General features: G+C 71.3%; 8 protein-coding genes. All 8 read right to left on the bottom strand.

Translation table 11 applies throughout. The features are described from left to right. Window positions 1-2 precede the first annotated feature (2 nt). Window positions 3-1,199 carry a glutamate 5-kinase gene (proB, locus tag AC4D2F_RS00665; RefSeq protein ID WP_490909101.1) on the bottom strand — a complete coding sequence of 399 codons (1,197 nt, stop codon included), beginning with the start codon at window positions 1,197-1,199 and terminating at the stop codon, window positions 3-5. 6 nt (window positions 1,200-1,205) lie between these two features. Beyond that, a complete protein-coding gene (gene obgE, locus AC4D2F_RS00660) occupies window positions 1,206-2,789 on the bottom strand; it encodes a GTPase ObgE (RefSeq protein ID WP_104164367.1) in 1,584 nt (527 codons plus the stop codon). A gap of 115 nt (window positions 2,790-2,904) precedes the next feature. Next, window positions 2,905-3,165, bottom strand: a complete 261-nt coding sequence (gene rpmA / locus AC4D2F_RS00655; RefSeq protein ID WP_028280075.1) for a 50S ribosomal protein L27 — start codon at window positions 3,163-3,165, stop codon at window positions 2,905-2,907. Window positions 3,166-3,223: 58 nt separating this feature from the next. Next, complete coding sequence (rplU, locus tag AC4D2F_RS00650; RefSeq protein ID WP_043444935.1) at window positions 3,224-3,532, bottom strand: 50S ribosomal protein L21; 309 nt, start codon at window positions 3,530-3,532, stop codon at window positions 3,224-3,226. 364 nt (window positions 3,533-3,896) lie between these two features. Beyond that, window positions 3,897-7,385, bottom strand: a complete 3,489-nt coding sequence (locus tag AC4D2F_RS00645; protein WP_490909100.1) for an Rne/Rng family ribonuclease — start codon at window positions 7,383-7,385, stop codon at window positions 3,897-3,899. Window positions 7,386-7,795: 410 nt separating this feature from the next. Beyond that, window positions 7,796-9,769 (bottom strand): 1-deoxy-D-xylulose-5-phosphate synthase, encoded by a 1,974-nt coding sequence (gene dxs / locus AC4D2F_RS00640; RefSeq protein ID WP_490909099.1) that lies wholly within the window; start codon window positions 9,767-9,769, stop codon window positions 7,796-7,798. Window positions 9,770-9,911: 142 nt separating this feature from the next. Continuing rightward, a complete protein-coding gene (locus AC4D2F_RS00635; RefSeq protein ID WP_490909098.1) occupies window positions 9,912-11,318 on the bottom strand; it encodes a class I SAM-dependent RNA methyltransferase in 1,407 nt (468 codons plus the stop codon). Window positions 11,319-11,328: 10 nt separating this feature from the next. Beyond that, complete coding sequence (locus tag AC4D2F_RS00630; protein WP_490909097.1) at window positions 11,329-13,305, bottom strand: APC family permease; 1,977 nt, start codon at window positions 13,303-13,305, stop codon at window positions 11,329-11,331. Window positions 13,306-13,392: the final 87 nt, after the last annotated feature.

Raw genomic sequence — 13,392 nt, 5'->3', positions numbered from 1 at the left:
GTCTAGCGAGGAGCCGCTTCGGCCTCCGGGGACCGGCCCTTCATGACGCGGGGGGCCGCCTGGAGCACCACGAGGTCGTTGACGTGCACCACGGAGCGCTCGTACTCGGTGCCGAGTTCCTCCGCGAGATCATGCGTGGACCGGCCGAGCATGCGGGGAAGCTCGGCGGAACTGTAGTTCACGAGGCCTCGCGCCACCACCGTGCCGTCACCGCTCACGAGCTGAACCGGGTCCCCGGCCTCGAACACGCCGTCCACGTCCACGACGCCGGCGGCCAGCAGGGAGCGGCGCCGCTCCCCCACCGCACGCACCGCGCCGTCGTCGAGCACGAGCGTGCCCAGGACCCGCGCGAGGTGGGCCAGCCAGAGCAACCGGATGGGCTGGCGCTTGCCGGTGGCCGTGAACCAGGTCCCGACGTCGTCGCCGCGCAGCGCCGCCGCGGCGTTCGCCGTGGACGTGACCAGCGCGGGGATGCCGGAGGACGCCGCGATCGTCGCGGCCTCGACCTTGGTGACCATGCCGCCGGTCCCGACGCCGGCCCGGCCCGCCCGCCCGATGGTGACCCCCTCGAGGTCGGCGGGCGACCCGACGTGCGGGATCCGGCTGGCCCCGGCACCCGGAGGTCCGTCGTAGAGGGCGTCCACGTCGGACAGCAGGATGAGCGCCTCCGCCTTGACGAGGTGCGCGACTAGCGCGGCGAGGCGGTCGTTGTCGCCGAAGCGGATCTCATGGCTCGCGACGGTGTCGTTCTCGTTGACGATGGGCACGACGCCGAAGTTCAGCAGCCGCTCCATGGCGCGGTGCGCGTTGGCGTAGTGGGACCGCCGGATGAGGTCGTCCGCCGTCAGGAGGATCTGGCTCACGGTGACGCCGTGCGCCGCGAAGGCCTGTGAGTACTGGGCCATCAGCAGGCCCTGTCCCACGCTCGCCGCGGCCTGCTGCGCCGACAGCTGGGACGGGCGGCGTGCCAGCCCCAGGGGCGCGAGGCCGGCGGCGATGGCGCCGGAGGACACGAGGATGACCTCGGTCCCGGCCGTACGCCGCTCGGCGAGGACATCGGCGAGCCGCACGAGGGCTTCTCCGGAGATCCCCCCGGAGACCGAGGTCAGGGACGACGAGCCGACCTTGACGACGATCCTTCCGGCCGCGGCGAGCCCCGCGCGGGACGCGAGGGGGTGCCGGGAGTGGTCCACAGCCAAGGGGGCCTAGTCCTCGGACTCGGTGTCTGCGCCCTTCTGGGCGGAGGCAGCCTGCTTGCGGTTCTGCACGGACTCGGTCCAGACGCCCGCCTTGCGGTCGGCCTCGAGCTCGGCGCGGGCCGCCGCCTTGGCGTCCTTGCGCTCCTGGTACTCCTCGCGCTTCTGCTCGCGCGTGGGCCGTACGTACTCGGCCAGGCGCAGGTCGGACCCGCGCGGACCGGCGAGCAGTTCGGCGCCGCCCATCATGGTCGGCTCCCAGTCGAAGACGACGCCGTCGCCCTCGCCGATCACCACGGTGTCGCCGGGCTTCGCGCCGGTCTTGAAGAGCTGCTCCTCCACGCCGAGCTTGGCGAGGCGGTCCGCGAGGTAGCCGACCGCCTCGTCGTTCGTGAAGTCCGTCTGCTTGACCCAGCGCTCGGGCTTCTCGCCGAGGACGCGGAAGAGCGGCAGGGCGTCCTTCTCCTCGTGGCGGATCCGGAACGAGGCGGCGTTGACGCCGCGGGGGCGGAGCACCGGGGGCTCGATCCTCGGCGGGGCCGTCGCCACGGCCTTGCGTGCGTTCTCGACGATCTCCGCCATGGCGAAGCCGAGCTGGCGCAGGCCCTCATGGCTGGAGGCGGACACCTCGAACACGCGGTAGCCGCGCGCCTCGAGCTCGGGGCGGACGAAGCCGGCCATGTCCTTGCCGTCGGGCACGTCCACCTTGTTCAGCGCCACCAGGCGGGGGCGCTCGTTCAGGGGGACGACGTCGCCGTCGGGTCCGGCGAAGCTCATGTCGACGGCGTACTTGTCCAGTTCGCCCTCGATGATCGCGAGGTCGTTGAGGGGATCACGGTCCGTCTCGAGCGCGGCGCAGTCGAGTACGTGCACCAGGGCGGCGCAGCGTTCCACGTGGCGGAGGAAGTGGTGGCCGAGACCCTTGCCCTCGCTCGCACCCTCGATGAGGCCGGGGACGTCGGCGATGGTGAAGCGCGTGGAGCCCGCTTCGACGACGCCGAGGTTCGGCACGAGGGTGGTGAAGGGGTAGTCCGCGATCTTCGGGCGGGCCGCCGACATGGCGGCGATGAGGCTGGACTTCCCGGCGGAGGGGAAACCGACGAGGGCGATGTCCGCGATGGACTTGAGCTCCAGGACGACGTCGCGCTGGTCCCCGGGGATGCCGAGCAGCGCGAACCCGGGGGCCTTGCGCTTCTGGGAGGACAGGGCGGCGTTGCCGAGTCCGCCCTGTCCGCCGGCCGCTGCCACGAACTCGGTGCCCTCGCCCACGAGGTCGGCGAGCACTTCGCCGTCCTTCGTCTTGACGACGGTGCCGTCCGGGACGGACAGGATCAGGGTCTCGCCGCTCTTGCCGCCGCGCCAGTCGCCCATGCCGTTGCCGCCGTTGGTGGCGTGACGGTGGGGGGCGTGGTGGAAGTCGAGGAGGGTCGTGGTCTGGTGGTCCACGCGGAGGATCACGTCGCCGCCGTCGCCGCCGTTGCCGCCGTCGGGCCCGCCGAGAGGCTTGAACTTCTCGCGGTGGACGGAAACGCAGCCGTGGCCGCCGGTGCCGCCGGATACGTGCAGGACTACGCGGTCAACGAAGCTCGCCACGTTGATCTCCTTCTACAAATGCTTCACTGTGCCGAGTCTAATCGGCTTAAAAGAAAGGTGGGGCGAGCCGTAGAGGCTCACCCCACCCGAAATGCCTGGTGTACCGTGCGCAGAATTACTCTGCTGCAGCGCCCACGATGTTGACGACCTTGCGTCCGCGGCGGGTGCCGAACTCCACGGCACCTGCCTCGAGTGCGAAGAGGGTGTCGTCCCCGCCGCGGCCGACATTGGCGCCCGGGTGGAAGTGGGTGCCGCGCTGGCGGACGATGATCTCGCCGGCCTTGACGACCTGGCCACCGAAGCGCTTCACACCGAGGTACTGTGCGTTCGAGTCGCGGCCGTTGCGAGTGGAGCTTGCGCCCTTTTTATGTGCCATGGGTTATGCCTGCCTTCGCTGGAATGTTCTACGTGAGGAGATCGATGGTCCGAAGGGACTACGCGATGCCCGTGATCTTGACGCGGGTCAGTTCCGAACGGTGACCCTGGCGCTTCTTGTAGCCGGTCTTGTTCTTGAACTTCTGGATGACGATCTTCGGTCCACGAAGATTCTCGACGATCTCGGCAGTGACGGAGACCTTTGCGAGGTCCTCCGCTGCGGAGGTGATCTTGGCGCCGTCTACCAGAAGGAGGGCAGGAAGCTTGAACGTGCTTCCAGCCTGACCGGTGACGCGGTCAAGGGTAACGAGGTCTCCTACAGAAACCTTTTCTTGGCGGCCGCCTGCGCGGACAATCGCGTACACCACTTGGGAACTCACTTCTCTCGACAATCTTGACTTCTGATGAAAAAACTAGGGTGCGCCTCGGCAGCAATCCTGAGGTTGCTCTTCGCGCCTGCCCCGCTCCGTGTGTCCAAGACACCGAACCCTGGGGCTGCTGGTCGTCAGGATCTGACGGGTCAGAACCCCTGGCGGATATCCACGGACATGCCGGTTAACAGGCGGATGCACCGAGGGTCAAGATTACGGCAGTACCGCCTCTTCCCGCAAATCAGCGGCGCCTCCGGGTCCGGTGCACTGGCCGTGGTGCCCCGGGCAGACACGAGAGGGCCGGAGCCCTTGCGGACTCCGGCCCTCCCGGATGGAACGGTCCTGCCGTGCCTGGCGATCCCTACAGCTCTGAGGCAGGCACCCCGACGCCGAAGATCAGCGGCTCGGCGGCGGATGCATCGGGCGTCCGCGCGGGTGCCGCGGCCTTCGCCACGTGCCGGGTCCCGGCCGGTTCGACGGCGGGCTCCGCACCCTGCGTCTCGATGGCCGTGTCCGCCGCTCCCTGCGCGCTGCGCGCCACGCGACGGCGCGGACGGGATGCGCGGGCGGGAGTGCCGTCCGACGGCGGTCCGGAGACCACCGCGGGGGCGGTCGTCGGTTCGGTGCGCGGCGTCTCCGCCGGCACCGGCCCGGACGGCTCCTCACTGTCGCCCGCCGCGGCAGGCTTCCGGTTGAAGGCCTCGCTCAGGCTGTCGAGGGTCAGACGCGTGGCCGGAGCCTCGACGGCCTCCTCGACGGCTGGTCGGCGGCCGTCCGCCCGGGGCAGGGTGACCGTCTCGCCGTTGATCGTCAGGACGGCTTCCGTCACCTGGACGTCCGGGGCGGGGACGTCCTGCTCGGACGCCTCCTCGTGGGCGTGATGGGTCGCGGCGGCGATGCTCGCCAGGGCCGCGCGGGCGGCCTCGGCCTTCGCCACACGGTCGGGGCTCTCGGCGACCGGCACCGGGGGCAGTGCGAGGCCCTCGTCCTGCGGGCCCCCGCGGCCTCGGTTGCGCTTGCGCTCGCTCCGGGACGGCTTGTCCTGGCGGGGCTGCTGCTGGCTCTCGGCGGTCGTGGACCGGCGGTGCTCCACGGGCTCCATGTAGGTGACCACGCCGCGTCCCGCACAGTGCTCGCAGTCCTCTCCGAAGACCTCGAGCAGGCCCGTGCCCATGCGCTTGCGCGTCATCTGGACGAGGCCCAGCGAGGTGACCTCGGCGACCTGGTGCTTGGTCCGGTCCCGGCCGAGGCATTCCACGAGACGCCGGAGGACGAGGTCGCGGTTCGCCTCGAGCACCATGTCGATGAAGTCGATGACGATGATGCCGCCGATGTCACGCAGGCGCAGCTGGCGCACCACTTCCTCGGCGGCCTCGAGGTTGTTCTTGGTGACGGTCTCCTCCAGGTTGCCGCCGCTGCCGGTGAACTTCCCAGTGTTGACGTCCACGACGGTCATGGCCTCAGTGCGGTCGATCACGAGGGACCCGCCGGAGGGCAGGTAGACCTTGCGCTCGAGGGCCTTGGAGATCTGCTCGTCGATGCGGGACGCCGCGAAGATGTCCTCCTCGCTGGTCCACTTCTCCAGCCTGCCCACGAGGTCCGGCGCCACGTACATGACGTAGGCCTCGATGGTGTCCCACGCGTCCTCGCCCGAGACGACGAGCTTGGAGAAGTCCTCGTTGAAGACGTCGCGGACCACCTTGATGGTGAGGTCGGGCTCGCCGTACAGCAGTTCGGGCGCGAGGGTCTTGGTCGAGCCGGCCTTGCGCTCGATCTCCTCCCACTGCGCGCGGAGGCGGTTGATGTCGTGGGTCAGCTCCTCCTCGCTGGCGCCCTCGGCCGCGGTGCGGACGATCACGCCGGCGCTCTCGGGCAGGCGGTCCTTGAGGATGCGCTTGAGCCGGTTGCGTTCGACGTCGGGCAGCTTGCGGGAGATGCCCGTCATCGACCCGCCCGGGACGTACACGAGGTAGCGGCCGGGCAGGGAGATCTGGCTCGTGAGCCGGGCACCCTTGTGTCCCACCGGGTCCTTCGTGACCTGGACGAGGACGGGATCCCCCGACTTCAGGGCGAGCTCGATGCGGCGCGGCTGCCCGTCGAGGCCCGCTGCGTCCCAGTTGACCTCACCGGCGTACAGCACGGCGTTCCGTCCCCGTCCGATGTCGACGAAGGCGGCCTCCATGCTCGGCAGCACGTTCTGGACCTTGCCGACGTACACGTTGCCGATCAGCGAATCCTGCTGCGTCCTGGAGACGAAGTGCTCCGCGAGCATGCCGTCCTCCAGCACGCCGATCTGGATCCTGTCGTCGGACTGGCGGACGATCATCTGGCGGTCGACGGACTCGCGGCGGGCGAGGAACTCGGCCTCGGTGATGACCGTGCGGCGGCGCCCGGTGTCGCGCGATTCGCGGCGGCGCTGCTTCTTCGCCTCGAGGCGCGTCGACCCGCGCACGCTGGTCACGCGGTCGGAGACGGGCTCGCTGGCCTGCCGCGGCGCCCGGACGCGGGTGACGGTGTTGGGCGGATCGTCGTCCTCGCCGCCGGTAAGTTCCAGGTCCTGGTCACCACGACGGCGACGGCGGCGGCGACGGGACGTCACGCTGGCGCCCTCCTCGGGACCGTTGCCGTCGGGCTGGTCATCAGGGCTGTCGGCGTCCTCGGTGGCGGCCTCAGCCTGGCCGGAGTCGCCCCGGCCGCGGCCCCTGCTGCGGCGGCTGCGGCGCGAGCGGCGGCCGGATTCCTCGGTCTCGTCCTCGCCCGCTTCCTCCTCGCGCGGCGGTGCGACCTTCACGGACGGCACGGAGACCGTGGTGAGGTCCGGCGCGTGGAACAGGAGGGACAGCGGCGACTCCGGGATCGCGAACGGATCGAGGCGGCCGCCGTCCGGGGTCTCCCCGGACTCTGCGTCCTCCGCTGCGTCGACGGTTCCGCGGGCGGTGTCGTCGGCAGTGTCGTCGGCCCTTGCGGCCGCACCGCTCGTGGCGGAGGGCTCTGCTGCTGCGGGATCGATCCCCGCCTGCTCGTCCTGCTGCGGGGGCTCGGAGGCACGGCGGCTGCGGGTCCGCGCGGAGGTGCGGCGGGCGCGGACCGGCTTCTCCTCCACGGCAGTCTCGGCTGCCGCCTCGGCGTCGACGGCAGGCGCGTCGGCGGTGACCAGCGCGGCCTGCCCGATCGCGCTGTCGACAGCGGTGGCGACAGCGGTGTCGACGGCGCCGGCGGGTCCTGCCTCGGCGCTGGCGGCACGACGGCGGGTGCGGGATGCCCGCGCGGGGGCGGCGGGAGCCTCGGCGGGATCGCCGGCGGCGGGCGACGCCGTCCCGGTCGAGGCGTCCACGGCGTCGGCCGGTTCGATCGCGGCCGGCTCCGCCGTCTTTCCGACGGCAGGGACCGCTACGGGCTCGACGGGGGCCGATGCCACGCCCGCGGGTCCTGCCTCGGCGCTGGCGGCACGACGGCGGGTGCGGGGCGACCGCGCAGGGGCGGCCGGGGCGTCGTCGGCTGCTGCCGGCGGCGCCTCCCCGGCGTCCGCCGTGATCCCGGGGGACGTCGTCTGGTCGGTCACGACGACCGGCTTGCGGACGCGCGGGGCCCGCTTGCGGACCGGCGCGGCGGTCTCGGCTGGAGTATCGGTGGTGATCTCGGTGGGGGCGGCGGCCCCTGCAGCGGTGTCCGCGGCGGTCCCGGCGTCGGGCATCACCTGCGTCGCCGAGGGCGGCGCCCCGGCCGGGGCACTCGCCGTGCGGCGTTTCCTCGGCGCCCTCGCCGGTGCGGCCTGGGCCTCGGGTGCCTGCGTGGTCACGGATGCTTCCGCTGCGGTCCGGTCGTTGCCCTGCTGTTCTGACTGATCCATGGGTGCTCGCTCCAAGCCCCTGCGGCACCGGCCACATTCCAGCACCCTCGAGGGCGGTCTGTCGGCCGACCGCGGGCCTTTCGCCCGGCGGCTGACCGGAAGTCGATGTCATGTCGTCCGAGGTCGCACCGTCATGGGGGTGCTGAATCACTCGGCGACCAGTGGCGCTTTTCCAACTCAGCCGCCGTGGTGGACGGTGGGTCCCGCCGGCGGATTCCGCCTACTTCCGCCGACGGGCGGACTCGGTAGGACGGAAGCATCGCTTGCGGAACGGAAGCCTGTCACTGGACCGGCGGAGGAATGTGGTTCCCTCGCCAGCCTTCGTCATTGTCTCACACCACCCCCCGAAAGGGGCGTCCCGTGCGGCGTGGACGCGCTCGGGACGCCCCCGGGAACTGCTCCCGGACCTGTCAGCTCCGCGGGAACCGGTCCGTGGCGGTAGCGTGGTCGCCGGCGAGCGGACGGGCCACGGGAACCTTCGTGCCGAGAACCTGCGCGACGACGTCGTGCGTGATCTTCTGGGCGGTCAGTCCCACCCGCTCGAGGACCTGGCTGCGCGAGCCGTGGTCGAGGAACTCGACCGGGAGACCCACCTCGTTGAGCGCGGTGTCCACGCCCGCTGAACGCATCTCCTGGCGGATCCTGGACCCCACGCCGCCGGCCCGGACGCCGTCCTCGACGACGATCACGATCCGGTGTTCCGCGGCGAGGTCGATCACCGATCGGCGGACCGGCAGGAGCCAGCGGGGGTCGATGACGGTGGAACTGATGCCCTGCGCGCCGAGCCTGTTCGACACGTCGAGCGCCAGTTCGCTCATGGCACCGACACTGACGATCAGGACGTCGTTGGTCCGTGAGCCGGCGGGCCGGCGAGACAGGACGTCGACGCCGTCGTCCAGGCGCTCGACAGCCTCCACCTCTGCGCCCACCGAACCCTTGGAGTACCGCACCACGGTGGGGGCGTCCGAGATGGAGACGGCTTCGCGCAGTTCCTCGCGCAGCCGGGAGGCATCCCGGGGCGCGGCGAGGTGCAGACCGGGGATGGCCTGCAGCAGGGCCATGTCCCACATGCCGTGGTGGCTCGCGCCGTCGGGTCCGGTGACGCCGGACCGGTCGAGGACCACCGTCACCCCCGCCTTGTGCAGCGCGACGTCCATGAGGAGCTGGTCGAAGGCACGGTTGAGAAAGGTGGCGTAGAGGGCGATGACCGGGTGGAGCCCGCCGTAGGCCATGCCCGCCGCACTGGTGACGGCGTGCTGCTCGGCGATGCCGACGTCGAACACGCGGTCGGGGTGCCGGGCCGCGAAGCGGTGCAGTCCCACGGGGATCAGCATGGCCCCGGTGATGCCCACGATGTCGGGGCGCTCGTCGGCGATGTCGGCGATCTCGTTCGCGAAGACTGAGGTCCAGGACTGGGAACCAGCGCCGTCCACGGGTTCGCCGGTCTCGGGGTCGATGATGCCGACGGCGTGGAACTGGTCGGCCTCGTGGGCGCGGGCGGGCGCATAGCCGTGGCCCTTCTCCGTGATCGCATGCACGATCACCGGTCCCTCGTAGTTCTTGGCGAGCTGCAGGGCCTGCTCGACGGCGGACTGGTCGTGGCCGTCGACGGGGCCCACGTACTTCATGCCGAGGTCCTCGAAGAGGCCCTGCGGCGCCCACCAGTCCTTGACGCCCTTCTTCATCGCGTGCAGGCTCTTGTAGCTGAACTCCCCGACCGGCCCGCCGTTCTGCATGCGGTTCTTCAACCGGTCCAGCGTGCGTTCGTAGATGCGGTGGGTCCGCACCGAGTCGAGGGTGGGCCGCAGGGACGCGAGGTAGTCGGCGACGCCGCCGATGGTCGGTGCGTAGGAGCGGCCGTTGTCGTTGACCACGATCACCACGCGGCGCCTCTTGTCCGCGGCGATGTTGTTGATCGCCTCCCACGCCATGCCGCCGGTGAGGGCGCCATCGCCCACGAGGACCACGGTGTAGCGGTCCCCCTCACCGCTGAGGACGCGGGCCCGCGAGATGCCGTCGGCCCAGGAGAGCGAGGACGAGGCGTGCGAGCTCTCCACGATGTCGTGCACCGACTCCGCCCGCGAGGGGTACCCGGACAGTCCGCCCTCCTGCCGGAGTGTGCTGAAGTCCTGGCGTCCGGTCACGAGCTTGTGCACGTAGGACTGGTGGCCGGTGTCGAAGATGATGCTGTCGCGCGGCGAGTCGAAGATGCGGTGGATGCCGAGCGTGAGTTCGACGACCCCCAGGTTGGGGCCCAGGTGGCCGCCGGTGCGCGAGACGTTGCTCACCAGGAAGGTGCGGATCTCCCGCGCGAGTGCCGTCAGTTGCGCGTGGCTGAGCTTGCTGAGGTCCTGTGGGCCGTGGATCGTCTCCAAGAGTCCCATCCGCGCCTCCTTGATTCGTTCGGCGGGCGGCGTGGCCGCCCCGAGTGGTCCTTAACTCTAACGTTCGGGGTCCGGGGAGGGTGCCATTGACAGGCGTCCGCGCAGCGGTGGGCGCTCCGGCCCGGTCGGGGCACGCTCCGGCTCAGGCGGGCGGCAGGAGGCGCGCGAACGACTCCATGTGGTGCGTGTGCGGGTACAGATCGAAGACCCGCAGGGCGTCGAGCGACCATCCGGCGGCGAGGAAGTAGCCGAGGTCGCGGGCGAAGGACGCCGGGTCGCAGGAGACGTAGCCGACCACCCTCGGGCGGGCCTCGACGATCTGCCGGACGACCTTCTTGCCGGCCCCGGCGCGCGGCGGGTCGAGCAGGACGCCGTCGAGCGGTTCGTTCCAGCGCCCGAGCACGGTGTCCACCCGTCCCTGCACGATCGAGACGTGGTCCTGGCCGTGGAGGTTGCGTTTCGCGTCGCGGCTCGTGCCCGGTGATCCCTCGACGGACAGCACGCTGCCGTCCGGTCCGACGGCGCGGGCGAGCGGCACGGTGAAGAGACCGGCGCCGGCGTAGAGGTCGGCGAGGCGTTCGCCCGCCGCCGGCTGGAGTCCGTCGAGGACGGCGGAGACCAGGGCCTCGGGCGCTCCACGGTGGATCTGCCAGAAGCCCGCGCCCGTGACGCGGTAGTCGAGGCCGAGCACGCTCTCCTGGAGCCACGTGCGGCCCGTCAGCCGCTGCACCTGCCCCGACTCGGGCTCGAGGACGCCCACGGAGGCGCCGTCGATGGAGGAGGCGACGGCCGCGACGCGACGCGGCGAGGTCGCCGCGGCCGGCACGAGCAGCACGAGCGGCTCGCCCCCGCCGGACGGTACGGCGACGTCGACCCGCTCGATGCCGGTCAGGTCCAGCGTCCACAGGCGGAGATCGTTGACGGCTGCGACCGCGAGGGGCATCTCGCGGACCGGGACGACCTCGTGCGAACGGTGCGGGTGCATGGCGAGCCGCCCGGCGCGGTCGACGGCGAACGCGGCGCGGGTGCGCCAGCCGAGACCGTCGGCCGACTCCCCCGGTGCCGATTCCACGGTCACCGGGCGGTCGACCCTCGCCAGGCGGGACAGCTGCTCCTCGAAGACGGCACCCTTGAGCCGGCGCTGCTCGTCGAGGGCGATGTGCCCGAACTCCGCGCCGCCGACCGCCGTGCGCCCCCGGGCCGCGGCCCTCAGGGCGTCCGCGACGGGCCAGGGATGGGTGACCCGGGCGGGTGAGGCCTCGAGCACCTCGACGACGTCCGCGCGCCAGAAGCTCGCGGCGTCGTCCGTCTCCGTGAAGCGGACCCTGACGCGCTCACCCGGCAGGGCGTGCCGGACGAAGACGACGCGACCCTCGTGCCGGGCCACGAAGTGGCCCCCATGCGCGGCCTTCCCTACGGTCAGTTCGGCGGTCAGTTCGGCGGTCGGTTCTGCGGTCGGTTCACCGGTCGCTTCGGCGCCCTCGTCGGCAGCCGGGTCGGGCCGACCTCCGGGCGTCGCGGGATCGGAGGCTGGGGCGGCGTCGCTCATGGGTTTCTTCCTACTTCATGTCCTGATAGATCTGGGCCGCGTCGGAGGACGCGAGCTGCCACGGCACGCTGGCGACCATCACCCCGGGCACGAAGTGCAGCCGCGCCTTGATGCGCAGGGCGGTCTGGTTGTGCACCAGCTGCTCCCACCACTTTCCCACCACGTACTCGGGGATGTAGACCACGATCAGGTCGCGGGGCGAGTCCCTGCGGATCGAACGGATGTACTCGAGGATCGGGGAGATGGTGTCCCGGTAGGGCGAGGCGAGCACGGTGATCGGCACCGGGATCTCGTACTTGTCCCAGTCCGCGAGGGTACGGCGTGTCTGGTCGGCGTCGACGTCGACCGTGATGGCGTCGAGCCGTGAGGGCCGGGAGGCACGGGCGAAGGCCAGGGCCCGCAGCACCGGCTTCCGCACGTGGGAGACGAGGATCACGGCGTGGACCCGCGAGGGCAGGGCGCGCAGACGGACGGCGTCGTCGATCGCGAGTTCCGCCGCCACGGCGTCGTAGTGCTTCTTGATGGCACGCATGAGGACGAACAGGACCGCCATGGCGAGCACCGCGATCCAGGCCCCGTATTCGAACTTGGTGACGAGGACCACCACGAGGACCGCCGCCGTGAGGCCGAAGCCGAGCGTGTTGATGGCTCGGGACTTGTGGATGGTCCACCGGTTCTGCTTGCCCACGGTGCTGCGGAGCACCCTGTTCCAGTGCCGGATGAGCCCCAGCTGGCCGGCGGTGAAGGAGACGAACACGCCGACGATGTACAGCTGCACCAGGGCGGTGACGTCCGCCCGGAACACGAGGATGAGGACGACGGCGCCGAGTCCGAGCGCGATGATGCCGTTGCTGAAGGTCAGGCGGTCCCCTCTGGTCCGCAGCTGCCGCGGGAGGTAGCCGTCCGTGGCGAGGATGGACGCCAGGACGGGGAAGGCATTGAAGGCCGCGTGGCCCGCGAGCATCAGCATGAGCGCCGTCGCGGCGACGACCAGGTAGAAGGCCGGCGAGCCGGCGTCGAAGACGGTGCGGGCGAGCTGGCTGACCACGGGCGCCTGGATGTAGCCCTCCGGGACCGGTCCGCCGTCGAGCAGCAGCTGTGCTGCGGGGTTCTGCACCACGTGCACGCGCGCGGCGTTGGCGAGGTAGATGACGCCCGCGAGCATCGCGGAGGACACCAGGCCGAGAACCAGGAGCGTCGTCGCCGCATTGCGTGAGCGCGGCTTCTCGAAGCGCGGCACGTTGGAGCCCGGGCCTTCGAGCCCGGTCAGGGCGGCAGCTCCCGCGGAGAACGCCCGGAGGATCAGGAGGCCGCCCGCGAGACCCACCAGGCCGGCGTCGAACGCGGCATCGGGGACGATCTCGAAGCGCGCGCTCGGCGCCTCCGCCAGGGTCCCGGTGAGCGCCTGTACGGCGCCCGTGACACACAGGGCGAGGATCCCGGTCAGGAAGCCGTACGTGACGACGGCGCGCGCGCGGACGCCCCGCGTGATGCCGCGCAGGTTCAGCAGCACGAGCACCGCGACGCCGGCGACGGCGAGGCCCACGCGCACGTCCTCCAGCGCGGGGGCGAGCGAGACGACGTACTGCGCAGCCGCCGAGACGGACACGGCGACGGTGAGCAGGTAGTCGATCATCAGCGCCGAGGCCACCGTGGTGCCCGCCCGGGGTCCGAGGTTCCGCTTCGCGATCTCGTAGTCGCCGCCGCCGGAGGGATAGGCGTGGACCGCCTGCCGGTAGGAGGCGACGACGACGAGCAGGACGGCGATGACGGCGAGGCCCACCCACGGCGAGATAGCGACGGAGGCCACCCCCGCGAGGGCGAGTGTCAGGAGGATCTCGTCCGGTGCGTAGGCGACCGACGACAGCGCGCTGGCCGAGAACACGGGCAGGGCGAGGCGCTTCGGCAGGCTCCTGTTCCTCAGCCTGTCGCTGGCGAAGGGCTTGCCCACCAGCACCCGCTTGACGGCCTCGAGAAATGTCAGCACAGCCCAAACACTAGCGCGTCCGGGCGTCCGGCCAGCCACTAGGCTTGGTGCTGGTACGGCAGGGAACGGCAGGATCTACACCAAGAA

This window comes from Arthrobacter sp. TJ-263, assembly GCF_058269155.1.
This window is presented reverse-complemented; position numbering and strand designations above follow the sequence as displayed.

Coding starts and splice junctions, on each gene's coding strand:
- rpmA (WP_028280075.1), bottom strand. CDS start 3,165: ATGGCACATAAAAAGGGCGCAAGCTCCACTCGCAACGGCCGCGACTCG.
- AC4D2F_RS00645 (WP_490909100.1), bottom strand. CDS start 7,385: ATGGATCAGTCAGAACAGCAGGGCAACGACCGGACCGCAGCGGAAGCA.
- dxs (WP_490909099.1), bottom strand. CDS start 9,769: ATGGGACTCTTGGAGACGATCCACGGCCCACAGGACCTCAGCAAGCTC.
- AC4D2F_RS00635 (WP_490909098.1), bottom strand. CDS start 11,318: ATGAGCGACGCCGCCCCAGCCTCCGATCCCGCGACGCCCGGAGGTCGG.